The organism is Streptomyces sp. 7N604 (genome assembly GCF_052245475.1).
GTDB lineage: Bacteria > Actinomycetota > Actinomycetes > Streptomycetales > Streptomycetaceae > Streptomyces.
The window spans coordinates 158,075-180,645 of the sequence record NZ_JBQQBX010000019.1; the positions used below are offsets into that span (position 1 = coordinate 158,075).

A 22,571-nucleotide genomic window follows, 5' to 3' on the forward strand; every position below is an offset into this window, starting at 1 on the left:
CACCACACCTTGGCTACTTCCGATACCGACCCCGTTGCCCGCTACATCGCCGACCTGGTCTTCGATGGCCAGTACGACCGTGTCCACAAGGACCTATCAGAGCTCTTTTCTCACCAAGTGTTCCGACGCCAGGAGGGGCTGAACGAGGAGCAGAAGCTGCGTCTGTCGTACGAGAGGCTTACATTCGTCAGCGACTCCCTCGAACCGGCCCGTCAGACCCTCGCGGACATGGATCGCCTGATAGCGCTGCATGAATGGTGCGCGATCACGGACGCATCCCTGTCCAGTCTCCTCTTCCCGCACTACAACCTCTGCCTGGGCACGGTGCTGGACCGGGAGACCGCCGACCCCGAACTCCAAGCCCTGCTTAAGGACCTGGAGTCGATGTCCGCCGTCGGCCTCTTCATGATGACCGAACTCGGCTACGGCTCCAATTCCCGGGCCCTGGAAACCGAAGCCGTCTACGACCGTTCCCGGCGCCGGTTCACCCTGACCACGCCCTCTGCCCGCGCTGCCAAGTTCATGCCGGCCACCGGCCTCGACGGAGTCGGCAAGATCGCAGTCGTGATGGCCCGATTGAAGGTCGACGGTGAAGACCACGGCGTCATGCCGTTCCTCGTACGGATCCGCGACGCCCAGGGGCAGCCCTGCGCTGGCGTCTCGATCACTACCCTCCCCGAGAAACCCGCCTTCGCACAGGACAACGCCCTCACCACCTTCTCCGGAGTGCAGGTGCCCCACGGCCTGCTGCTGGCCGGCCCGGCCGGCCGCCTGACCGAGGATGGCGCCTTCACCAGCGACAGCCCCGACCGCCACTGGCGCTTCCTGGTATCAGGCAGCCGCCTGCAAACCGGCCGCCTGCTGCTCGCGGCCGCCCTGGCCGCGTGTTGCCGCTCCGCACTCCAGATCACCCTCCGCTACGCCCACCAGCGCACAACCTTCGCAACGGGTGAGGATGAAGTCCCCATCGTCACCTACCGCAGTTTCCGCAAACCCATCTTCACCGCCCTCGCCTACACCTACGCCGCCACCTTCATGGTCCGCCACGCCCGGCACGTCCACGCCGAGCTGTCAACCGACAACCAGGTGGAGGTAGACCAGATCACCGCGCTGACCAAGGCCGCCGTCAGCCTCTGGGGCGAGCGCATCCTGTCCCAGTGCCGCCAGCGGTGCGGCGCCCAGGGCCTGTTCGCCGCCAACCGCATCGCCGACCACCTCGGCCTCGCCCACGGAACCACCACCGCCGAGGGAGACACCCACGTGCTGCTCCTCAAGGCGGCCAGCGAGATCCTCTCCGGACAGCAATACCAGCCCCCACAGCGACTGGACACCGCGCCGACCGACGAACTGCTCGACCAGGACTTCCTGCTCTACGTACTGCGCGAGCGGGAAGCCCGGCTGCGCGACCAGATCAACCGCGACCTGCAGGCGACAACGAACGCCACCGAGTCGTTCTTCGACGCCTGGAACTCGGTGACCAACGACGCTCTCGACCTAGCGCAGGCCTCCGCCGCGCGGATCGGCCTGGAACAGATAGTGCACGCGGTGGACAGCGCCCGCGACCCGCGGGCCGCGCAGGCCCTACGGCGGCTGGCCGCCCTGTACGCGCTCACCGAGATCAACAAGCACTCCGGCTGGCTCCTATGCGCCGGCCTGATCACCGCTGACCACGCCCGACAGCTGTCCAAGGCAATCGACGACCTCTGCGACGCGATCGCACCCTCGGTCCTCTCTCTGACCAGCGCGTTCCGCATCCCACCAGGGGTGACACCCGCACCCATCCTGTACGACGACTTCATCACCAGCTACACCGCACGCATACCGGCAGCCCCCAAGCTGGCCAAAGACGTTGAGAGCTGACAGCCATCGGGCAAGCCGGGCCCGGCCGGCCCCGGGGCCGCGGGGACAGCAGCCTTAAGCGGCCTACCCCTCTTCCAGGATGATGGTGCAGGTTCCTTCACACCTCAGTGGCGACAGCAGCAGCATGGCTGTCGTCGACGACAACATCGCTGATCAGCCAGCAGCACGGCAGGCATGCGCCCGCGTCTACGCGGCCTCAGCCGATTCCCGCTTGAGGAGACAATGACGGACATGCCGACCGAGCAGGAAGAACACACACCTGAAACTGGCACCCCGGATCGCGTGCGTGCCCTCGCCACCCCGCCGGATGTCGGCCCCACTGGTGACCATGCTGCGGTATGGCTCGACGACGAGGGCAGAGTCTGGGCCGTCTACCCGACCGTGCCAGCCGGCGACGATGTGCTGCCGATGGTGTGGGCAGACGAAGTCCCCATCCCCCGCCACGAGGTCGAGGAGCGCGGCTGCACACTGACGCGCATCGCCTTCTGCCGCACCGAACTGCTCTCCACGTTCGGGATGCCGCCGGCGAACGGGGCCGCGCAGCACGCCACCGTGTGGCTGGACGAGGACGAGGGGCGCGTGTGGGCCGACTACCCGACGGCAAGCCCCGAGGAGGACCAGGTCCTTCCTCTGGTGTGGGCTCGCGAAGAGGCCGAGCCCCGACGCGACTTGGAAGACATCGAAGGCTTCATGTTCACCCGCATCGGCTGGAGCCGCTGACCGTCCTCCAGTAGCGAGTAGCGACCAACCCGTACGCGAAGCCCAGACGATCACGGTCTCGCGTACGGGTTGCCGCATGTCATGGCTCAGGAATCCGTGAACCCGCGCGGTTCCGACCGCGTGAAATCAGCGGGCCAGGGCATGCCGGGGCGGAGCGGCGCCTGGTGGCGTTGGGTGCCCGGCCCCGCGCGCCTCACGCGAGTCCGGCCGCGCCTGGCTGATGTCCGTGCTGCTGCCGGTGGTGGGGGGCGTGATGCGATTGCTGCTGGTGCGGCGTTGAGACGGAGGGGACATGGCGTAGCAGTCGCTCTCGCGTCTCCCGTCCGGCCTCGAGCTGGCTGAGGAGGTTGTTCAGTCGCGCTGATGCCCCCGGCCCTCTGCCGGGCCGGGGGACACCACCTGGGCCCAGGCCGGTCTGATCGGCAGAAGGGCGAGCGCTGCCGCCGCTCAGCGGATCGCCGAGGATGTCTCTGGGACCAGGGATCCACACCGTGGAAACGGGCGGCCGCACGGGACGGTGCTGGTCGATGATCGAGGAGACCTGGCGGCCGTCCAACTCGTGCACGGTGGCCAGCCGGTCGGCTACCGTCTCGATGGCGGTCATGGTGCCGGGTGTGCTGAGCAGCCACACCGCATCGGCTACCGCCCGCTTGCGATCGATCACGAAGCCCTCTGCCTCGTAGCTGTCGACGACGGCGCGGTCACCGGCAGCGGCCACCTCAAGGACGCAGCGCCGCAGCTCCCTGTGATCGTAGTCGTTGGCGTCCAGCCAGATGGCTTGTGCGTGCGCGGCGCCCAGCTTTTCCAAGGCGAAGTGCTGTGCGTTGCCGGGGGGTTCCACCAGACAGCCGCCGCCTTCGGCCAGTGTCCGGTCCCGGGCCAGGAGCAGTCGCCGGACCCTGAGCCCGAGGGTGAGGGAGAGCACCGCGTGCGCCGCCTCATGGACGGCCTGGGAGCGCCAGTACACATCGTCGGGTAGCTGCGCGGTACACCACACCGTCGGCGGCTCGACCGGCCGCAGCGTGTTCGGGGGAAGAGCCTTGAGGAAGCTGGCATGTACCTGGAGGTGGAGCGCCTCCGTGTGCTCAATGCCCAAGGGGGTTCCGGCGGCGCGGGCTGCGAGAATCTCGGCGTGGAGCTGCTCTAGCAGTGTGGTCCGCCGTGGGTCCGGCTCGGGCTCAGGCACGTGTCCCCTCCCCTCACATAACCAGCCGACCTCCAGGCGCGGTGGCCTGGGTCATCGTCGCCACCGCTGGAGGGAACTGACCGGCGGGAACGCAGTACGTCCCAGCGGACGGTTCTCCCGGTCGAGTTGCGGATCCGCCCTGCGGGACGGCGGGACTCCGTCCCCGCGGTGCCTGCACCCGGCGGGGTCCCGGCCCGGCCGGGCCGTTCAGCTGATCCGCTCTGCGATGAAGCGCGCATGGACATCGCGGACGTGCTGGTGAAGCTCGGCAGATGGACTGCCGAGCAGTGGGGACTGGTAACCTCCGCGCAAGCAAGCCAGGACGGCATCGACGCCGTTCAGCTCACCCGGCTGACGCAGGCAAGCCTGCTGACGGCCGTGGGAGACGGCGTGTACCAACTCGCGGGGACACCAGTGCCGGCGCATCTGGAGATCAAGACTGCCTGGCTCCGGCTGGATTCGGGCACACCGGCCTGGCGCAGACTCACCCCTGGTGTGCACGCGGGGGCCATCTCCCACAGTTAGGCCTGCCGGCTCCACCAACTCGGCGACCTCCCTTCGGAGGTGGTCGAGATGCTGGTCCCGGGCAGCCAGATCGGCGGCTAGCAGGGCATCCGGCTGCATCAGGAGCCGGTCGGGGATCCATCCCAGGTCACCGTCGTCGACGGCTTGCGTGCGTCTGGTCGGATGTGGAGCGGCGCATCCAGAGCGCTTGAAGCCCCACCCGTATCTGCCGCGGCAGCTGGCCCGGCGACATCGCCCTGCTCTGCCGGTCCCTGGACTCCTGGCCGTCCCCACGGACTGCCCCGGGGGCCGCCGCCCACCTGGAGGCCGCGCCGCCTACCTCGAGCACCTGCACCGGCGTGGTGAGGGGTCCGCTACCGGCGCGAGCCTGCGGCCGCACGCGATCCGGCGCAGCAGGCGGCTCGGGTCACCACGGGCCCGGCCCGGGCGGCGTCACCGCACACTGACCCCGTCCTCGGCGTCACCCGACGCAGTCCGGTTCCGCCTGGCGGAATGCCGCGGGAGAAAGCGCAGTCAGGCCTTGGAACGAACCGCCGCCCCACCCTGGCCCCGGCTGCACAGGGCGCGAGGATCATGCCCACCGCCGTACCGACACTCAAGAAGGGGGGAGAAGCTGTGCCAGCTCCGCCCAGGCCGCGTTCACCAGGACCACCGCACCTGCTGTGGGTACGGCCCCGGCCGCGTACACCCAGGCCTCCGGCGCAGTCTGCGCGAACCGAAGCGCGGACCGATGGCAGGTGACAGGCCGTGGCGCCACCACCCGCGCACGCGGAGTACGCCAGTGATCAACCAGTGGCTGCAGCGGTACCGATCAGCTCGATTCGTGCCCGCGCCAGCTACGTCTGTCCATCACCACCTACGCATCACTACCTATCAACATCGTCAGGAGAATCTCAAGCGCATGGCCAGATCGTGGAGTCACACCGCACCTGTCCTCGTCACCGTCGGGGCCCTCACACTCGCATCCGGCTGCGCTTTTACCACCAACGAGAAGGACACCGAGAAGAGCCCTGCCCGGGCCGCCGCCTCAGCAATACCCTTCCCCGGCGTCGTCAGCCGCAGCGAGGCCAAGCGCTTCCTGCAGCGCTACGTCAAGGCCAACAACGCCGCGAATGCGAAGTGGGACCCGGCCTTGCTCTCCACGGTCGAGGGCGGGGCGCTGGTGGAAATGAGTAAGGCCGCGTACAAGCAGAAGCCGAACATGGACGCTAAAGAGCGAGCCGAGTACGAAACGCCCTGGTATTACACCTCGCCGACCGCCAAGGATTTCCACATTCCACCCGCGGGCGCGGCGTCCTGGTTCGCGATCACGGTGACCTCGTGGAGCAAGGTCGATCGGAAGGTGAGCAAGGAAAAGGCTCTGATCATCTTCGACCGCGACAAGGACGGCCGCTGGAAGTTGGTCGCCAGCTCCTGGATCGACCCCAAGAAGGCGGAGCTGATCGCCCACGACAAGCACGGCTTCGCCATCCCCGTGGTTCAGACGAGCAGGAAGCAGGGCGGCGCTGTGGCGCCCGATCAGCTCGACGAGGCCCTGGCCGATATCTACGCCACGGGCGGAACGAAGGCCGGGGACGTCTTCAAAGAGTCAGCCACCACCAAGTGGATGCGGAAAATCCCCAAGACGCACAACAGTCAACTCAAGCCGTATGCGCAGGCAGAATTCCGCCATGAGGATACGGAGCACCAGAAGGTCTACGCGCTGAAGACCAAGGACGGGGGGACTCTGGCGGTCTTCAACACAGCGCTGAGGGAAACTGACTTCGGTATGCGTCCCGACGCCATCATCAACCCGTCCCTGGATATGCAGACGTTCGTCGGCAAGAAGTCCAGGCCCGCGTTCCTGGTCTATTACTTGCACCAATCCACAGCCTACCTCCCGCCCAACCGCAAGGCAGAGCTGCTGACCTCTGAGTATGAAATGACACAGGTGAAGGGGTCATAGCAGGTGTCGCGACCAGAAGTAGATGACGTGTATATCGCGTTCGTACGTGCCTTTGACCTGCGGTGCCTCAACACGACGCCGTCGGCATCAGGAAGCAGCTGACCTGCAGATTCTCTGACTCGTAGCCCTCTGACCTGGCACGCAGCAACGTGCCCCGGACAGGCATCAATGCTTCCGGACGCGCTTATAGAGCCGCTGGTGGGTCTGAGTGACTGCGCCACGACGGGCGCCTGACGATCTTGTGCAGGGCGGTGAACTGTGCCAGGGGCGTGATCGAGAACGACGAGCACGCTTGATGCATGGGAGGTGCGCGGGGCTTGCGGTTCCGACAGTGCCTGCGGCGAGGCCCGCTGAACGCGCCGATGGCCGTGGCGGGGCGGCCATTCGAGGGGAGATCGTTTTCAGTGCCTGACCTGCCTGCCCCGAGTTCGACGGGTGTTCGGATCGCCGGCGACCGCCACCAGTGGCTGGTTGCCTGGCGCGGCCGACCTCGAACATGCCGCGTGCCGTCACGACACGCTGACCGCACGCGGAGCAATGCGCGACGCGCGCTGAGCCCCGTGACCCTCTGCCGGTGAGCCCAGCCATGCGCCGCAGATGCAGGAACCTAACGGCCGTAAAGGCAAGCGAGCACGAGGGTGCGGGCCGGGTTCGGCCGGCTGACCGGACCCTGCCTCACATGGCGCTGCGCGAGCGCGCAGCCGACTACGCCCCGCTCTTCGCGCGCGCCAAGGCAGAGGTCGGGTACGGCCAATGTCTCTGCCGCCTGCCAGGTCTCAGCCGGATCATTCGTTGCAGCAGGGCAGGCCGCTACCACCTGGCCGGATGGCCCGGCGAGGGGGACCGACACCGCATCAACTGCCCCTTCCACAAACTCGCCACACAACTCAGCGGCCGCAGCCGCTACGCGACCGAGGCCATACAGGACACCGACACCGGCACCACGATCCGTCTCGACGCACCCCTGACCCGGCAACTCACCCACCCCGCGCCACACAACCCGGGCGAAAACCAACCACGCCCCGGGCACACCAGACGCAGGGTGGGACTGGGACTGCTGCACTGGCTGTGGGAGGAAGCGCAGCTGACCGCGTGGCATCCGCTCTGGCGCCGCCGCAATTGGGGAATCTGCAGTTACCGGCTGCGCCAGCAGGCAGCTGACTGCTCGGTCACCGACCAAGCTTTGGGCGACGTACTGTTCGTGGTCCCGCCCTTCCGCCCTGAGACCAGCGAGCGCACCGCGGCTGCCTTCGCTGCCTTCCGCACACGCCTGAGCCCGCCCCAACAGGTCGTCAACCGCGGTCTCATCCTGGGCGAGGTCAAGGACATCATCGATACCCCTTACGTCCTAATGGCCGACCGGCTCGCCGAGTCCGGGCGGGCCTACATCAAGCCGCTGCGCTACGACGCCAGCGACGAGCTGCTTCCCGACTTCGTGCTGGTCGACACCCACCCCCACGCGTTCGTCGAGGTCTACGGCATCCATGGCCGCGAGACCTACGACCGCCGCAAACGCGTTAAACCGGCCCTCCACCAGCAACATGGCGCCCGCCTGATCGAGTGGGACGTGACCGCTGCGATGCCAGAGCTCACCCTGGCAATCCACCGCGGGCCGTGACCGACATGTCCATCACACCAGGCCCCCCACACCACCGGCCGGCCCACGCCGTGCCCGGCCCCACCCCAAGGCCCGCCGTCCCCCGTTCACAGGCCTGCGCACCCGACACCAAGCGCTGGAGAGCACTGGTCTTCATCGCAACAGCCCAGCTGATGATCGTCCTCGACGTGACCATCGTGAACATCGCCCTGCCCTCCGCCCAAACGGACCTCGGCATCTCCGACAGCGACCGGCACTGGATCATCACCGCGTACGCTCTCGCCTTCGGCGGCCTGCTGCTCTTCGGCGGCCGGATCGCCGACCTGTGGGGACGCAAACGCACCTTTATCGTCGGCCTGCTGGGCTTCGCGGCCGCCTCCGCGCTCGGCGGCGCCGCGGCCAACCCCGCCATGCTCTTTGGCTCCCGCACCCTCCAAGGCGCCTTCGCCGCCCTCCTCGCCCCGGCAGCCCTGTCCCTGCTCGCGGTGATGTTCACCGAGGCCACAGAGCGGGCCAAGGCCTTCGGCACCCACGGCGCCATGGGGAGCGCAGGCGGCGCCCTTGGCCTGATCATCGGCGGCGTGCTCACCGAATACATGGACTGGCGCTGGAGCTTCTTCGTCAACACCCCCTTCGCCGTGCTCGCCGCGACCGGCGCCTACGTCGTCGTCCGCGAGCCCGAGGGCAGCCGCAACCGCTCGCCCCTCGACATCCCGGGCGTAGTGCTATCCACACTGGCTCTGGCCTCGCTGGTCTATGGCGTCACACGCGCGGGGTCCCACGACTGGCGCGAGACGGTCACCATCGTCTTCCTTGCGGCGGCCGTTGTATTGCTTGCTGGCTTTGTGCTGATGGAGCAGAAGGCGAGGGCGCCGCTCCTGCCGTTAACGGTGGTGACCGAGCGGAACCGCGGCGGTGTCTACGCGTCGGTCGCCCTGGTCATGAGCGGAATGTTCGGCATGACTCTCTTCCTCGCCTACTACCTCCAAATCGTGGAAGGGTATACGCCGATCACCGCCGGCTTCGCGTCTCTCCCGATGAGCGCGGGCTCGATCATGGGATCGACGCAGATCGGCGCCCGGCTGATGAACCGGATCCGGCCGCGGCTGCTCATGGCACCGGGCTTCCTGGTCGCGGCGGCTGGCGGGCTGATGCTGACGCAGCTGGAGGTCGGCAGCTCCTACGCCCGGCTGGTCCTGCCCGCGCAGCTGCTGATGGGCCTGGGCATAGGCAGCGCACTCACAGCCGCGATGAGTCTGGCGACCCACGGCGTCAAGCCGCGCGATGCGGGCGTCGCCTCCGCGATGGTCAACACCTCCCAGCAGGTGGGCGGCGCGATCGGCACGGCGGTGCTGAACACCATCGCGGCCAGCACCACCACCGCCTACATCGCCTCTCAGGCGGGCGACGCGACCGGCCCGGCGTCCGCCAAGGCGCTGCAACTGGAGTCGATGGTGCACGGCTACACCACCGCCATCTCGTGGGCAGTCGGCATCCTCGCGCTGTCCGCGCTCAGCGCTTTCACCCTCATTACCACGCAAGGGTGGGCCGGTAACCAACCAGTCGCGGCCCCGGATGAAACGCAAACTCACTCGTGGCAAGAACCCCTGCCACCGGATACCGCACACGGGATGCTCGCCACGACGGAAGACCCTCGGGGGCTTTGACACTTTGGGAACGCGGGCCGTCATTCTGGTGTCGGCAGCACTCGCTTGTGCGCGGCGCTGCTCCGCCCGCGCGCGGGCATCCACCCCTGACACCTCCTGGTGGAGCATCGTGACCACGACCGCGCCTGGCAGGTCTGGTACCTGAGCCACACGGACGGCACCGCCCTGCGGCTGTGCCGGGCCGAGCTGCGCGCCACCGCCCAGCGGATCGCCGAAACGATCCGGGGCAGCCTCTGACGACCCGCCCACATGCACCGCTGGCGGGCCCGTCCGGTCCACCAACCCGCCGGGGCCACCCCCGTTTTGCTGCCGCCCGGTCCTGTTCCTGGTGCCGCCGTACGGTATGTGCGCATCCCGCGGTGGTGTCGTCGTGGTGCCCGGCGCCCGGTCACCGCGTCGGCCGCCCGCCCCTCCTCGTCGCCGGTGCATTCCGGCTTCCGCTTTATGTCTCAACATCCCCGGCCAGCACACGCGTGTTGCGGGGCTTGCGCCTGCTCCGGTCAGTGTGCCTGCCTCCGGGCGCACCATGTGCCCTTGATGTAGGAACGGAGTGGATTCCCATGTGGGATGTGACCGGTACGACCACCGGGCTGGCGATGCTCGCCTTGCTGCTGCATACCGTGCCCTTGTTCGCGTTGACGCTGGAGCGTGCTTTGAGCCCTAAGGCGCAGGACGGACACCAGCCGCTCAAGGCCTTGTTCTTCGGCTTGACGTCTGCCCAGCGTCGTCGGCGCAACACGCCGTTCGCGGGCATGTTCGCCTGCTCGGGTGTGCTGCTTGCCGCAGCGGCGGTGGTCAGCCTGGCCGGGGGAGCGGGGTGGGGCTGGACGGCGGTCTTCACCGTGCTCGCGCTCGCGGAGGGAGGTTGCGCCTACGCGTGGTACTGGCCCGCTGGTGAGGATCGGGCTGAGCCTGGTGAGCCGACGGCCTGCGAGGATCCCGCGCCGGAGCAGGGTCCCAACGCGGAGGACACACCGCCCAAGTAGGCGCGCCTGCGCTGAGCGGCCCCCGCCACACTCCCGCAAGTCCCGGGCCTGCCCGGCCGATTCGTTCAGCGGCCCCGTGCCTTCCCGCCTGCGGCGGGATCGTGCGGGCCGCTGCTTGTTTCCCGGGTGGAGGCCGCCGTGCGCGGCTCACACCGTTAGCCCGGCCACCGGCCCCGGTGGGCCGTGTCCGGTTCGCCCCTGCGGTGCACACCCAGGCTGCACGTGCGGTGGGGCCGCAGGCCGCCAGCCTGCTCGCCCGATTCGGAAATCGGGCGCCGGTGGCTTGTCGTAATGCGCAGCGAGTACTCCGCCGTTCCTGGCCCTTTGCCCGGGCGCCAGCTTCCCCAGGGTTGCGGGTCCGGCGCTACCTGACCCGCACGCCGAAGCGGTACCGGCGCCCACCGCAGGTGGCCCGGTAGCCCCGCCACACGGCCTCTCGGGGTCGGTCCCGGGGCCCGACCGGTCCCGGGACCGACCCCCGTTCCCAGCAGCGCGGCATAGCACAGCCACACAGCGTTGCCCGGCTAACGCCTCTCACCTCTACGGTCCAGCGACAACCACGCCCCCCGCATCAGACGAGTTGAGGAGTACCCCTTGCGTCGTTTCATCCGCCCGTTCAGCATCATCCGCCCGAACTGGACTCTGACATGGAAGGCACCGGAGCCCGCGCCCGGCACGGAGTACCCGTTCTCGATCTCGGATATCGCCCGCGCGGCCGCCGTGCTCCTCGGCGACGACTGGGCCGTGGAATCCGGGTACTGGGGCGTGACCGGCACCCTTGAGAGCCCCGACGGGGAGGTCTTCACCGTCGGCGTAGACGGCAACGGCGACCTGTACGTCTGCCGCGACCTGACCTACCTGACCACCAAAACCATCTACCTGCCCGACCTGACGGCCGCTGACGGCCTTGACGCGTCCGCCACAGCCATCGCCGAAGCGGCCCTGTCCCTGTCCTGATCACGAACCGGGGGGCGGCGCACCGCCGCCCCCCCCGGGAGTCCTTACACCTGGGACGTTGCCGCGGCTGACTGCTGCCGACTGCACGGCCACCCGATGGGACAACCAGCAGCACAAGGCCGACGCCGCCAACCGCCTGCTGACCTTCATTGAGGACGGGCTCCACCCCGAAGCCTTCTCTCCCGAGCTCTACCGCACCTGTTCACAGCATCTCTTCGGCCACATCGCGCACTTCAACCTCCACGGTTTTGCCGACACCTGGTTCGCCACCCAGCACACCAAAGCCGCCTTCATCGACCACGCCCTCAACGACCCAGCTGGCGGTGACCCCACCCACACCTGGTCCGATGTGGACAACACATCCAGACCGCGCTCGAAGCCCACCCCCACCTGCAAAACCCCAACACCTGGCCGGGCACCGCCCGCCCCCACCCGTGCCCGTCGTGCACCTGCACGCCCTTTCACCCTCACGGCCGAACCCGCCACTGACCCGGCGCCTCGCGCTCTGCGTACGGCCCGCACCCCTCGGGTGCGGGCCGTACGACGTTGCCCGCCCCGCAGGGCTGCGGCCCTCACCCCGTCACCGACACCACACCAGGCCGTCCGTAACGCCACCTCGTGCCCCTACCCGGCACCACCGCCGCCCCCCACAGCCACCTCTAACCCCCAGCAGGGGGTGCGGCTGCACCCGGGCGCCCCCGACAGCTCCCGTGCGGGGACGGGCCGACGCCGTACCCACAGCCTGTTCTGGTCTCACGGCCTGCCACCCGGCCCGGGAGGAGCTCGGCGCCGTTGTGGCCCGAGTCCTTCGGGTTGCACCGCTAACCACTGGTTCCCGCATGGCGGTTCGCGTCGGGCGGGGACACCCGGCCTTTTTCTTTCACTCCCTGTCCGGTCCGGCACTTTCAGGCTCCGGCCGCCCGGCGATTCCCACCCACGAGGCCGGTGCCCGACCGGCACCCCGGCTTTGGCTCCGGCAGGAATCGAGACCGCGGAAGAGTTCCGCCACATCGACGCCCAGAGCGTCGGCCAGCGCAAAGATCTTGTCCAGCGAGATGTTGTTCTTCCCGTTCTCGACGTTCACGTAGAAGGCCCGATCGACCCCTGCCTCCGCGGCAATGCTGGCCTGCGTGCGATCCGCGTTGGCGCGGAGCTCCCGTAGCCGCAGCCCGAACGCCCGACGGCGGATCGCAATGTCGGGAGTGGAAGCGGAGGCGGGAGACGCATTCGGCATGGTCACACCGTACTCAAGCTCCAAGGAGTTGCATATATCCAACACCTCGCGTGTAGAGTATAAGCAACATTGGCTAACCGCTCCGCCCGTCGCCACCAGGAGCGTGAAGCAAGTTCCAGGAGACCTGCGCATGGAAATCAGCGAGCTCACTTCCGCGGCCGTGGAAGCCCTCCAGCACCGTGAATCCACCGGCAAGGCCGTCACCTCTGTCACGGTCGAACCGACCAGGGACGACTCCGGCTGGATCAGCTACGAGGGCACCGCCCTCGTCACCCACCACGACGGCGAGACCCAGACCCTCAACATCCGCGACACCGCGCTCTCCGCCGCCCTGGAGCAGCACGCGGACGACGAAGCCGAGCTCGGGTCCGTGCTGACCGTGGTCATCTCGGTCCCGCTCCCCGAGGTCACCCCGAATAACCGGGTTCGCTGTGAGGAGCATCTCGGTGTGCACATCGAGACCGTTGCGTGCCGATGGCCGCACAACGTCCACGCCGACGGGTCGGAGCCCCAGGTGGGCCACCCCTACCGCGTCACCGACTAACCACCGCCGACCCGACCAACAGATGGGGCCCACGCCCAGGAGGAAAGACGTGACCACGGAACCCGCCCTTGACGAACTGGGCACGGATGAGCTGCACGCCTCGATGACTGAGGCCATGCGCGAGCTGCCCGAGGTGCACCCGCTGCGGAGGCTCTGGGAGCGCCTGGACGAGATCCTTACCGTCGGCGGCCCCGAGTGCCTGCCGGCTCCCTGGGACACGTACAGCGAACCGGAGCACGAGGAGTGTGATCCCACCGTCAGGAACAACGCTCTCCGCTCTGCTGTCACCGATAGCGTTGGTGCTGCCATCCGCAGTGTCCACCAGCGCGGGTACGAGGTTGCCCTGCCGCTGGAACTCCTGGAGTTCCTCACCGGGGGCGCTGAGACCGCCGCTGTCGGTGAATCCGATGCGCTCCCTCGAGATGACTTCGAGGTCGTCAACTCCGCGCTCAGCGACAACTGCCAGGTGGCCGAAGGACTGCGGTGCACCAAGTGCGGCGGCATCACTATCCAGGCAGGACACGACGGGCAGGGATGGACGCTGGCCCGCCTCGATCTCATGGCCGACCGCCACCGGTGCCTGCCCCGGGTTGGCGACGCGGACGGCTCCCTCGACTCCACGCTGGATGAGATCCAGGACTGCACGTGCGTGGAGTTCTGCAACGAGGACCCGAAGACGGCCTGCCGCCTCTCCGGTCGTCGGCACGTTCACCCGGCCAGCCAGGGAAGCACCGGCTTCGGACCGTGCCCCGTCCACCCCGACGCACCCGGCGACATCTGATCCACCACCCGTATCCGGACGAGGAGCCATGAGCGACCAGACCGACCAGGCAACCGCCTTGTCTCCGGAGCGGATCGCCGAGCTGCACGAACGGGCCCGCCGCGAAGCGGGCCCGTTCGTGCACGCCCGCGTCCTGGAGACCCCAGTCCACAATGCCGAGTGGGCCGCCGCCGTCCTCGGCCGCCCCTACCACGGCCCCCGGACTGTGACGTGGCCCGAGCGGTACTTGCTGTACCTGGCTGCCCTCGCTGAGCCGACCCCGCCCCCGCCGCCCAAGGCCACTGCGGCCCTCGTCCGCTACCGCGCCGAGGAGGAGGCACGGCGGAAGGCCGCCGAGGAACAGCACCGCCGAAGAGTCCAGGAGTGGGAGGAGTTGGCCGCCGCCCTGCACGACGCGACGGGTGTCCGGTTCGAGGTCCGCCACAACTACACCAGCCATCGGCACCTTGACGGCTACACGCAGGGCGGCGACCACATCTACCTTCTGGACGACCTGGACGTCGGACGTCTCCACCGGAAGGCGCACCACGTCCTGTGCTGGGTCCCGAGCCGGGCCCACGACCTTGAAGTCTTCGAGTTCCTCGACGACGGCCGGCTCCCGAACTGCAAGGCGTGCCTGCGCATCGCCCGCCGCCTCAGCACGTGACCCGACGCGGAGATCAATGACAACCGATGGCAACCAACCCGTACGCGAAGCCCTACCGAACCGAAGGTTCGCGTACGAGTTTCCGTTGCAACCGGACCTTCGGACACACCGTGCACCGGGGTCCCGGCGCGGCGGAAGGTGCCGAGAACATGACGGTGGGCTTGTAGGGACGTCAGGAAGTCGCTTTTATGCCCCCCCGGCTCACCGCACGCATACGGCTCGCCGCCTGACCGCCAACCACGAAAGGATGAACTGCATGAGTGAACGCCACGCCACCACCAACGACCTCCCTGACTGGAACATCGCTGACACCGTTCTCGGACTCAGCCAGCGCCCCGGCCTCCTCGGCTGGGTCCGGCTACAGAAGCCCAGCAAGCCAGATGAGCAACTGTCGTCGCTCGGCCGCGACATGGAGGGGCGCCTCTACGTGGACAGTGCCAGCCGTTTTGCTGAACGTGTCGGCAAGTCTGAGGCCCAGCAGGGCTACGTTGCTCTGCTCGTGGGAGTTGAGGACGGCGTCGCTCTCTGGGTGCCACGCAAGGGGTACCACCACATCAAGCTGATCGACCCGGCCGAGGCCGGGGATCAACCAGACGTGCCGCGCTGGCTGCCGATCCGCGAGGTACTGAAAGAAGTGCCTGCCGGAGAGCTCCAGAACCTAGGCCCCTGACCCACAGCAGCTCCCAGAGGCCCCGCATCCCCAATCAAGAGACTTGACGCAATACGTCTCAGCCCGGCGGACTACCTCGCGGTTGATGCGTCTCCGCGCCCAACGAGCGGCACCGACCTCTTGAGATGGCACACCTAAGGCGCAGGACGGACACCAGCCGCTCAAGGCCCTGTTCTTCGGCCTGACGTCTGCCCAGCGTCGTCCGCGCAACACGCCGTTCGCGGGCATGTTCGCCTGCTCCGGTGTGCTGCTCGCCGTAGCGGCCGTGGTCAGCCTGGCCGGGGGAGCGGGGTGGGGCTGGACGGCGGTCTTCACCGTGCTCGCGCTCACCGAGGGAGGTTGCGCCTACGCGTGGTACTGGCCCGCTGGTGAGGATCGGGCTGAGCCTGGTGAGCCGACGGCCTGCGAGGATCCCGCGCCGGAGCAGGGTCCCAACGCGGAGGACAACACCCCGCCCAAGTAGGCGCGCCCGCGTCTACGCGGTCCTCGCCACACTCCCGCAAGTCCTGGGCCTGCCCGGCCGATCGTTTCGGCCGGGCAGGTCCGCTTCATGTTCCCCACACCCCGGGCGGGCGGATCCCCGCACCCGGCCCGGCGCCGTCGTTGCGCCGCTAACTCCGCCTCCGGCCACGGTCTAGGAAGGCGAACGGTCCCAGCTCCAGGACCACGACGAGCACGAAGACTGCGACAACGCAGACCTTCCCGGCTGACCCTGCGCACTGCCCTTCCACGGCCCGCCCCACTCGCCCCGGGAGCGGGCCGTTCTCGTAACGCTCACCAAGCGCCCGCCCTCACTGGAGCGTGGCGACATCCGCTCGCCCACCGGCATCCCCCTGCGGGCCGAGATCTGGTTCTTCTACAACGACCAGTGACCCTTTGCCCAAAAGCCCTCAATAGCGTACGCGTGCCACCCACCGTTCCAGTGCCGGAGGTTCTGCTTCCCGGCCCGGGGGAGTTCGCTCACGCTGGGGTGTTCTTCAAATTGTCGGGGTTGCGGTGCTAGCTCCGCGCTCCTCCATGGTGCTTGGTGTCGGGCCGGGGACAGAGCGGCTCTCATGTCCGCCTTCCGGCCCGACGCCACCCTATTCACCCGTAGTGGAGGGCATCAGCTATGACCACACTCGGCACCCCTGCCGAGCAGGACCACCAGGTGCAGCCCGGCTGCCCCGGCGCGGCTATCGACTGGGTCCGTGAGGACGTGCTCCCACACGCGTTCGAGATCGAATGCTCTCAAGAGCCGTCCCACAAGCTGACGGGTGATGGCTCCGGGCTTGGTCGTGAGGTCCGCCCATGTTGCGGCGGTGGCCTCCATGTAGGTGTCTTCGTGGTATCGGGGACTGTCCTCGTCAATGACTGCCCGGTCAGATATGGCTGGCATGCCCTGGAGCCCGGTGGCGCCGAATCCGATGGCCCAGTTGCCGAAGTAACTTCCTTCTTCGGCAGCTGCGACGATGAGTGCCAGGAAGCGCCGGGTGAGACCCACTGCTATGGCGTCGACGACGCCCTTGCCTCGTCCATCTAGGCCCCTAGAGAGGCGGCTCGAGAACAGTCGCAAGCCCCCGTCTTGGTGCACCTGCACTTCGATGGCGCTCTCCCTCGCCCCAGGTTCGAACCCGCGCGCTGAGGTGATGTTCGTGCTCGTGCGGGCGATGCCGCGGGACTGACGCCAGGGCCGATGAGCGTTTTCGAGCCCGGGGATTCCTTGGAGTAGAGCCTGCAACTCAGGAGCATCAGCTCGCTCTGTGAAGCGAAACAAGTGCTCTTGCCAATCACGCCGGGTGACCATGTCGAGCAACATGTCGCTTCGTCCGGCCATGGGCTGAGCGATCAGGAAGAGGTGTGCCTGCTCGCGAATTTCGGCAGGAATCGGGTCCTTGTCGATCTCCTGCTGCAGTAGGGCCAGCGTGTCGGACTCCATGATCCGGCGTCGTTGGTGCAGGCGGAGGACTTCGGCGTCGGGGAGGGTTCGCTTGGTCTTGTCACCCCGGCCGAGGTAGCGCCCGTCGACCATGTGTGGGGCTGCCGGACTCGCAGGGACGTGGACGACCAGATACCCGCGCGAGGGATCAGTTTCGGAGCGGATGGGGTGGGTGACGACACTCAGCGGGGGATCCGGGATGGTGTGCGCAACGTTCTCGATCTTCTCTGCGAGCCCGCTCAGAGGCTGTGGGGCAAGGCTGAAAGTTCGGTTCTCCTTGTCCTCCGCGACTCCAATGATCAACAAGCCGCTGTCGATCGCGAAGGAGGCCAGGTCACGCGCGGTTTCACGGTTGTCTCCCTTCGTGACCACCTCCCTCTTCAGGTCCAGGAAGTGCGATTCCTCCAGCAAGCCGTCGTCGATCGCGCTCTGGATCTCTGCCTCGGTTTTCGGACTCCATCGAGGATGGTCAGGCGGAAAATAGACCGACATCAGGGGCTCCTCACAAAGACGCAGCACGCCCCTTCACCATCATGACCCTGGCTGCACTCTGCTGGTCCGCCCAGCGACCTCACGGAGGGTGGGAACGCTGAGGAAGACCGACGATTCCCGCCGCTCCTGCCTGGCGTCGAGCCGGGAGATCTTCTCCTCGGCTGCTGCGAGGCTGACCTGTAGTCGTTCAATCTCGCCCAGCCAGCCTTCGCGCTCGGCCTCGGCGATTCTGGCCGTAGCGCATGGCCATCGATGAAGCAGGCCCTAAGGACCTCGCCGCGTCCGGCTGGCAGCACGTCCCCGACGAGAAGTCCACCGCCCTCTATCGGGTCACCTTCTCGACCAAGCCCACCCACTGACCAGCTGAGGCCCGCTTCGGCCATGTGACCGGAGCGGGCCTCTCGCGTTCCCGCCGGCCGCCGCCCGGAGGGTTGCGGGTCTATCGGTGCCCTTCTCGAGAGTGAGCTCCAGCCGGAACGCCCCTGCACGAACCCTCTCCGTGCACGGCGGCAACCGGCACCCGCCGGGCCGCGCACCCCTGCGCAGCCCCCCTCCTGCCGCGCCCCGCGCGGCCCGGCCCGCCTGTGGCCCGCCGTCCCGGCATGCCTGTGTCGGTCTCTGTCCCGCCGCGCGCGCCGTGTGCCGGGCTGTCCCGCCGCCTGGCCCGCCCGGCGCCGCCGCCCGCCGGCTCGGGGTGGCCGGCGGGCGGCGGCGGTGTGGTGATGGGTTTGCGGGTGTTGGCCGGGAGGCGGTCAAGGTCTCGCTCACCGCCGACAACGAGCGAGCCGACCAACCGCCCCCTTTTTGCTCGGCGTGCTCCTTCATCTCTCTGCCGAAAGGGATATGCCTGATGACGAACCCCGCTTGTGCCCACGATGACTCCGCCGCCGTTCCGACGCGGGTGACGGTGAACACCCTGGCTCAGGAGGCCAAGACGGTCGGCACCACACAGCTCGCCGAGTTCCTCGCCGCCACCGGCCGTGATGTCGCCGACGTCTACCGGGGCTCCAGCACATGGACGACGATCCTGCGGCGCGCCGAGCTGCTGCCCACCCCCACCACGCCGCTCCCGGGCGAGGCGGGCCTGCTCAAGCGCATGCACAGCTTCCTGCACATCGACGACACCGAACGCGCCTCCGCTTACCGGCAGTTCACCACCGACGACGCCCCCGCCTACGAGGACCTGCCCCAGTGGGACCAGACCCTCGCACGGATGCTGTTCTTCAACCTCTGGGACAAGGGCGGCTTCGCCTCCTACGCCGCCGGTCTCGCCTCGCTACGCGGCCAGCACACGGTGCGCAGCGAGCTGGGCCAGCTCCTCACCTACCTGATGCACAGCCCCCGCGTGCACGCAGCGGCACCGCTGACGGGAGCGCACGCCCACATCCCGCTGAACATCCACCACGCCTACAACCGCTCGGAGATCCTGGCCGCGATGAGCGTGGCCCGCCTCGGCGGCCAGCTGCCCGGCTTCTTCGCCCAGGGGGTGCTGTGGGATGCCGCGAACAGGACGGACGCCCTGCTGATCACCCTGAACAAGAGCGAGCGGGACTTCTCCCCGACAGTGCGCTACAAGGACTACGCGCTCAGCCGGACCCACTTCCACTGGGAGTCGCAGAACTCGACCGCGCCCAACTCCCCGACCGGGCAGCGCTACCAGCAGCACGCGCAGCAAGGCAGTCACGTGTTGCTGTTCATGCGGGACAGCAAGGACACCGCGACCGGCAAGGCGATGCCGTGGGTGCTGCTCGGCCCGGCGACCTACGAGGGGCACACGGGCAGCAAGCCGATGGCGGTCACGTGGCGCCTGCACCACCCCCTGCCCGACCGGATCTGGTCGCGTCTGCCGACCACCCCGCCCATGGCCTGACCCCGGCCCCCCGCACCAAGCCCGTGCGGTGGCCGTTGCCGTGCCCAGCCGGGGTGTGCGCCCGTGCCACGGCGTAATCCGGGTCTGACCCCCTCGGAGAGGAACACCAAGCTTCACCCCGGCTGACCAGGGCCGGGGTGAAGCCCTCTTTGATCCGACCGCCCGCGAACCGCCCGGGTCTCGGCGTCCGGCTACCGGGCTGGCCCGCCGGGGGGCGGGCTGGGTGAGGGTTGCGCAGCTTGGGTGGCGGCCGGTCACGGTCGGTGGCACACGGTGGCACACGGTGGCACACAGCGGGTGTCCCAGCCCGCCGCAGAGCCCCTGTGTGTGAGGCGCTGACCGCCCGCAGCAGCATGCCCGCGCTGACGCGCATGCCGCGTCTGACCAGCGGTGTGGCCCCTGGGCCGCCGCCCCCGGCGCCCGTGAATCGGGCCGGTGTCCAACTCCCGCACGGGACCGCCCCGCAACTGAATCCGAAGAATGAGGGAACACCCTATGGCCGAGACCCTTACCTACGTCACCGACGGCATCGCGGCCGGGCTGAGCACCTACCCCCACCCGAAACCGGTCATGGACACCGGCGCCTTGGTGGAAGCATGCCGGGTGCAGGCGCGTCCCTGGGTGACCCGCCGCTTCGGCGTGATGGTTCCGGCGGAACTGTCCGGGCCGGGCGCGCTCGTCGACCTGATCGCGGAGGTCACCGACGCGGCCGAGCACGACCCGGACAGCACCGAAGACGACGCCACCATGAACGGGCTCGAGCACCTGGACAACCCGCACGACGAGGCGCTTCGGGCCTACCACGGGCACGGCAACGGCTACCTGCTGGGCGCCCTGTTCTCCCTCATCAGCGCCAGTGGCGCCCTGTCCGAGGGATACCGGGACGCGGGGCTCATGGATCCGTTTTGCGGCCGCTTGTCGGCCGTGGATGAGTCGGCGCTGATCGAAACCGTGCGGGTGCAGCTCAACACCTGGGCACCCGCGGTCCTTGAGACGCCCAGCTACGCGGACGGAGAGATCACCAGCGCGCCTGCCCTGTCCGAGGTCATCGCTCAGGTAGTCGACGCGGCACAGGCCAAGTACGGCGACATGGACGACGACGACAGCATTCGGGGCATGGCGCACCTTGCAGGCGCCCGCGCCCACAGTCTGAAGGCCGCCTCCGGCCACGGCGACGCCTATGTGTTCGCCGCCCTGGGATCGCTGGTGCTGGCCGCCGCGAGCCTCGCCTGACCGGGCGCCCCGGTCTATCGCGCCCCCGCCCATGCGGGGGCGCTGTCCGTTGCCTCGCCCCCGGCCCCTGGCCCAGGCCTCGAGCGACGCCCTGAACCGCACCCGGGGAGGAAGACGATGGGCTACATCCAGTACGGAGACGGGGACAATGAGCTGAACACCTACCTGCGTGACCACGACATGGGCCGTGCCGGGAGCCTGGAGAACCTGCCCGGCATGATCCAGCACGTGCGCGTACTCGCCCCGATGTGGTGGGAGCACACTGGCGCCGCCGTGGGCTCCATCCGCCTCAAGGGCGGGTTCATGGGCTCGGCTCGCTCGGCCCTGATCGACAGCGAGCCCCTGTTCACCGCCTGCGCTACCTTCGGGCTCGATGCGCTGCACCAGCGCCTCGCCCAGGACAGCAAGCGCCGCGCGGCGTTTGGTGAGGACCACGCCGACCGCCTGGTCTTCGGCTTCGACTTCGGCGACTACCGGTTCACCGAGGAGCCGGCCACCGATCCCTGCCGGTTCATCGACGGCACCACCCGTCAGGTCGACGCCGGAACCACCGTCGCCATGCTGTTCATTGACCGCGTGCCCGTGTGGAGCCACCCCGATCACTTCGGTGGCCGTGGCTACTACGACCACCAGACGCGCGTCAGCACGGTGGGCTACATCGACCAGGCCGAGGCGATGACCAAGGGCTGGCACGCTGCCCTGGACGCTTCCTGACAGCCATCCCACCCCGCCCCGCGTGGGGGCGCCACCAGAGGACGAGCACGAGCAAGCAGGGAGACGGGAATGTCGCAGATCGCAGTCACGGAGCCGGGCACGGTCACCTTCAACGGTGCGCCGCTGGAGCTCGCCAAGTCGAGCCGGAAGACCTGGAGCGCCGACGGCATCACCATCCGCCTGTGCATCGACACCCGCTGGGCCGCCACCCGCGACGGCAGCGGCCGGTACGCACCGGCCGCAGCCACCGCCCAGGCCGCCCTGGACAACCTCGCCGCCATGGAGCGCAAGGAAGCCCGCCGCGCCGCCCTTACCCCCGGGCAGCGCTTCGCCTACGACATGCGCGCCTACCTCCACATCGGCCCGCGGACCCGCCGCTACCGCAATGGCACCGACCTGCACCGGGAGATCGTGCGAACGGGTATCGAGGTGGTCACCGAGAGGTTCGGCTACTCCGACCGATTCGTAGAGGCCGTGCGGCCCGCATACGGCGCCTTGCTCTCCTACAACAAGCACATTCCGACAAGCCGGGCCGGGACCCGCGTCAGCCTGTACGTCAACCAGCTCTCCTCGTGGCAGCTGCTGGACCTGCTCGCCGAGATGACCGACGCCGACGTGATCCATGTCGGTGGAGGCGAGCGGTGGTTCCAGGAGCTGAATCGGTCCCTGACTTACGGCACCGCCAACCCGATCAGCGGCCACCAGCCAGTGCATCGCACCGCCTGACACCCGGTCCCACCGAACCCCCGGCTCCTGCGCCCGCCCGCACCCCCCTTTGTACGGCCCGCACCCCCGGCCCGGTGCGGGCCGTCGGCGCTGCCAGCCCTGTTGCTTGCGGCTCCAACCGGCCGCGCCGCCACCGTTCGTGCCGGCCCGGGACGAAGCCTCCTTGGTGCGCTTCGACGGCCCGATCCGCGGCCGTGAGCTGCCCATCGACCTGGAGCAGCTGCCCGACGATCTGCTGTTCCAGGTACACACCCAGGCCGCCGAGATTCTCAGCTCGCGCGTCGATGACGCGCTCCCGGG

The 22,571-nt window shown here is 68.5% G+C and carries 22 protein-coding genes; 18 read left to right on the forward strand and 4 right to left on the reverse strand.

Going from position 1 to position 22,571, the window contains the following annotated elements; translation table 11 throughout:
• The first annotated feature begins 9 nt into the window (after positions 1 to 9).
• Positions 10 to 1,860, forward strand: coding sequence for an acyl-CoA dehydrogenase (locus ACTWP8_RS21930; RefSeq protein WP_443323858.1), 1,851 nt, complete (start codon positions 10 to 12; stop codon positions 1,858 to 1,860).
• A gap of 231 nt (positions 1,861 to 2,091) precedes the next feature.
• Positions 2,092 to 2,580: a hypothetical protein gene (locus ACTWP8_RS21935; protein ID WP_443323859.1), complete on the forward strand. Its 489-nt coding sequence runs from the start codon at positions 2,092 to 2,094 to the stop codon at positions 2,578 to 2,580.
• A 193-nt stretch (positions 2,581 to 2,773) separates the two neighbouring features.
• Here the strand turns inward: ACTWP8_RS21935 and ACTWP8_RS21940 are convergent, their stop codons facing one another.
• Entirely contained in the window at positions 2,774 to 3,766 is a 993-nt protein-coding gene (locus ACTWP8_RS21940; RefSeq protein WP_443323860.1) for a hypothetical protein, read from the reverse strand.
• A 237-nt stretch (positions 3,767 to 4,003) separates the two neighbouring features.
• Here ACTWP8_RS21940 and ACTWP8_RS21945 point away from each other — a divergent pair, with 237 nt between their 5' ends.
• From ACTWP8_RS21945 to ACTWP8_RS21975, 7 genes are all read left to right on the forward strand, one after another.
• On the forward strand, positions 4,004 to 4,291 hold the full coding sequence (locus ACTWP8_RS21945; protein ID WP_443323861.1) for a type IV toxin-antitoxin system AbiEi family antitoxin domain-containing protein: 288 nt from the start codon (positions 4,004 to 4,006) through the stop codon (positions 4,289 to 4,291).
• Between the two features lie 781 nt (positions 4,292 to 5,072).
• The gene (locus ACTWP8_RS21950; RefSeq protein ID WP_443323862.1) at positions 5,073 to 6,236 is read left to right on the forward strand and encodes a hypothetical protein; all 1,164 of its coding nucleotides are present in this window, start codon (positions 5,073 to 5,075) and stop codon (positions 6,234 to 6,236) included.
• Positions 6,237 to 6,915: 679 nt separating this feature from the next.
• Entirely contained in the window at positions 6,916 to 7,854 is a 939-nt protein-coding gene (locus ACTWP8_RS21955) for a DUF1173 family protein (protein WP_443323863.1), read from the forward strand.
• A gap of 5 nt (positions 7,855 to 7,859) precedes the next feature.
• Positions 7,860 to 9,500, forward strand: a complete 1,641-nt coding sequence (locus ACTWP8_RS21960; RefSeq protein WP_443323864.1) for an MFS transporter — start codon at positions 7,860 to 7,862, stop codon at positions 9,498 to 9,500.
• A 99-nt stretch (positions 9,501 to 9,599) separates the two neighbouring features.
• On the forward strand, positions 9,600 to 9,737 hold the full coding sequence (locus ACTWP8_RS21965; protein WP_443323865.1) for a hypothetical protein: 138 nt from the start codon (positions 9,600 to 9,602) through the stop codon (positions 9,735 to 9,737).
• A 323-nt stretch (positions 9,738 to 10,060) separates the two neighbouring features.
• The gene (locus ACTWP8_RS21970; protein ID WP_443323866.1) at positions 10,061 to 10,486 is read left to right on the forward strand and encodes a hypothetical protein; all 426 of its coding nucleotides are present in this window, start codon (positions 10,061 to 10,063) and stop codon (positions 10,484 to 10,486) included.
• A 594-nt stretch (positions 10,487 to 11,080) separates the two neighbouring features.
• Entirely contained in the window at positions 11,081 to 11,443 is a 363-nt protein-coding gene (locus ACTWP8_RS21975) for a hypothetical protein (protein ID WP_443323867.1), read from the forward strand.
• Positions 11,444 to 11,645: 202 nt separating this feature from the next.
• Here ACTWP8_RS21975 and ACTWP8_RS21980 read toward each other — a convergent pair whose 3' ends face one another.
• A complete protein-coding gene (locus ACTWP8_RS21980; RefSeq protein ID WP_443323868.1) occupies positions 11,646 to 11,780 on the reverse strand; it encodes a hypothetical protein in 135 nt (44 codons plus the stop codon).
• Positions 11,781 to 12,323: 543 nt separating this feature from the next.
• On the reverse strand, positions 12,324 to 12,677 hold the full coding sequence (locus tag ACTWP8_RS21985) for a helix-turn-helix domain-containing protein (RefSeq protein WP_443323869.1): 354 nt from the start codon (positions 12,675 to 12,677) through the stop codon (positions 12,324 to 12,326).
• 130 nt (positions 12,678 to 12,807) lie between these two features.
• On the opposite strand from ACTWP8_RS21985, the gene ACTWP8_RS21990 reads away from it, so the two are divergent.
• The 5 genes from ACTWP8_RS21990 (at position 12,808) to ACTWP8_RS22010 (ending at position 15,781) form a co-directional block, all read left to right on the forward strand.
• A complete protein-coding gene (locus ACTWP8_RS21990; protein ID WP_443323871.1) occupies positions 12,808 to 13,221 on the forward strand; it encodes a hypothetical protein in 414 nt (137 codons plus the stop codon).
• 49 nt (positions 13,222 to 13,270) lie between these two features.
• Entirely contained in the window at positions 13,271 to 14,002 is a 732-nt protein-coding gene (locus ACTWP8_RS21995) for a hypothetical protein (RefSeq protein WP_443323872.1), read from the forward strand.
• 28 nt (positions 14,003 to 14,030) lie between these two features.
• Positions 14,031 to 14,648, forward strand: a complete 618-nt coding sequence (locus ACTWP8_RS22000; RefSeq protein WP_443323873.1) for a hypothetical protein — start codon at positions 14,031 to 14,033, stop codon at positions 14,646 to 14,648.
• A 256-nt stretch (positions 14,649 to 14,904) separates the two neighbouring features.
• On the forward strand, positions 14,905 to 15,318 hold the full coding sequence (locus ACTWP8_RS22005) for a hypothetical protein (protein ID WP_443323874.1): 414 nt from the start codon (positions 14,905 to 14,907) through the stop codon (positions 15,316 to 15,318).
• A gap of 226 nt (positions 15,319 to 15,544) precedes the next feature.
• On the forward strand, positions 15,545 to 15,781 hold the full coding sequence (locus ACTWP8_RS22010; protein WP_443323875.1) for a hypothetical protein: 237 nt from the start codon (positions 15,545 to 15,547) through the stop codon (positions 15,779 to 15,781).
• 642 nt (positions 15,782 to 16,423) lie between these two features.
• Here ACTWP8_RS22010 and ACTWP8_RS22015 read toward each other — a convergent pair.
• On the reverse strand, positions 16,424 to 17,728 hold the full coding sequence (locus tag ACTWP8_RS22015) for an AlbA family DNA-binding domain-containing protein (protein WP_443323876.1): 1,305 nt from the start codon (positions 17,726 to 17,728) through the stop codon (positions 16,424 to 16,426).
• Positions 17,729 to 18,578: 850 nt separating this feature from the next.
• On the opposite strand from ACTWP8_RS22015, the gene ACTWP8_RS22020 reads away from it, so the two are divergent.
• The 4 genes from ACTWP8_RS22020 to ACTWP8_RS22035 all read left to right on the forward strand — a co-directional run bounded on the left by ACTWP8_RS22020 (position 18,579) and on the right by ACTWP8_RS22035 (position 22,271).
• Entirely contained in the window at positions 18,579 to 19,598 is a 1,020-nt protein-coding gene (locus tag ACTWP8_RS22020) for a DUF3427 domain-containing protein (protein WP_443323877.1), read from the forward strand.
• A gap of 495 nt (positions 19,599 to 20,093) precedes the next feature.
• Positions 20,094 to 20,831, forward strand: coding sequence for a hypothetical protein (locus tag ACTWP8_RS22025; protein ID WP_443323878.1), 738 nt, complete (start codon positions 20,094 to 20,096; stop codon positions 20,829 to 20,831).
• Positions 20,832 to 20,948: 117 nt separating this feature from the next.
• A complete protein-coding gene (locus ACTWP8_RS22030) occupies positions 20,949 to 21,545 on the forward strand; it encodes a hypothetical protein (protein WP_443323879.1) in 597 nt (198 codons plus the stop codon).
• 69 nt (positions 21,546 to 21,614) lie between these two features.
• Positions 21,615 to 22,271 carry a hypothetical protein gene (locus ACTWP8_RS22035; RefSeq protein ID WP_443323880.1) on the forward strand — a complete coding sequence of 219 codons (657 nt, stop codon included), beginning with the start codon at positions 21,615 to 21,617 and terminating at the stop codon, positions 22,269 to 22,271.
• Positions 22,272 to 22,571 lie beyond the last annotated feature (300 nt).

Excerpts from the sequence above, each read along its gene's own strand:
- ACTWP8_RS21935 (WP_443323859.1), top strand. The coding sequence starts at position 2,092 with ATGCCGACCGAGCAGGAAGAACACACACCTGAAACTGGCACCCCGGAT.
- ACTWP8_RS21945 (WP_443323861.1), top strand. The coding sequence starts at position 4,004 with ATGGACATCGCGGACGTGCTGGTGAAGCTCGGCAGATGGACTGCCGAG.
- ACTWP8_RS21955 (WP_443323863.1), top strand. The coding sequence starts at position 6,916 with ATGGCGCTGCGCGAGCGCGCAGCCGACTACGCCCCGCTCTTCGCGCGC.
- ACTWP8_RS21960 (WP_443323864.1), top strand. The coding sequence starts at position 7,860 with ATGTCCATCACACCAGGCCCCCCACACCACCGGCCGGCCCACGCCGTG.
- ACTWP8_RS21970 (WP_443323866.1), top strand. The coding sequence starts at position 10,061 with ATGTGGGATGTGACCGGTACGACCACCGGGCTGGCGATGCTCGCCTTG.
- ACTWP8_RS21985 (WP_443323869.1), bottom strand. The coding sequence starts at position 12,677 with ATGCCGAATGCGTCTCCCGCCTCCGCTTCCACTCCCGACATTGCGATC.
- ACTWP8_RS21990 (WP_443323871.1), top strand. The coding sequence starts at position 12,808 with ATGGAAATCAGCGAGCTCACTTCCGCGGCCGTGGAAGCCCTCCAGCAC.
- ACTWP8_RS22000 (WP_443323873.1), top strand. The coding sequence starts at position 14,031 with ATGAGCGACCAGACCGACCAGGCAACCGCCTTGTCTCCGGAGCGGATC.
- ACTWP8_RS22005 (WP_443323874.1), top strand. The coding sequence starts at position 14,905 with ATGAGTGAACGCCACGCCACCACCAACGACCTCCCTGACTGGAACATC.
- ACTWP8_RS22010 (WP_443323875.1), top strand. The coding sequence starts at position 15,545 with ATGTTCGCCTGCTCCGGTGTGCTGCTCGCCGTAGCGGCCGTGGTCAGC.
- ACTWP8_RS22015 (WP_443323876.1), bottom strand. The coding sequence starts at position 17,728 with ATGTCGGTCTATTTTCCGCCTGACCATCCTCGATGGAGTCCGAAAACC.
- ACTWP8_RS22020 (WP_443323877.1), top strand. The coding sequence starts at position 18,579 with ATGACGAACCCCGCTTGTGCCCACGATGACTCCGCCGCCGTTCCGACG.
- ACTWP8_RS22025 (WP_443323878.1), top strand. The coding sequence starts at position 20,094 with ATGGCCGAGACCCTTACCTACGTCACCGACGGCATCGCGGCCGGGCTG.
- ACTWP8_RS22030 (WP_443323879.1), top strand. The coding sequence starts at position 20,949 with ATGGGCTACATCCAGTACGGAGACGGGGACAATGAGCTGAACACCTAC.
- ACTWP8_RS22035 (WP_443323880.1), top strand. The coding sequence starts at position 21,615 with ATGTCGCAGATCGCAGTCACGGAGCCGGGCACGGTCACCTTCAACGGT.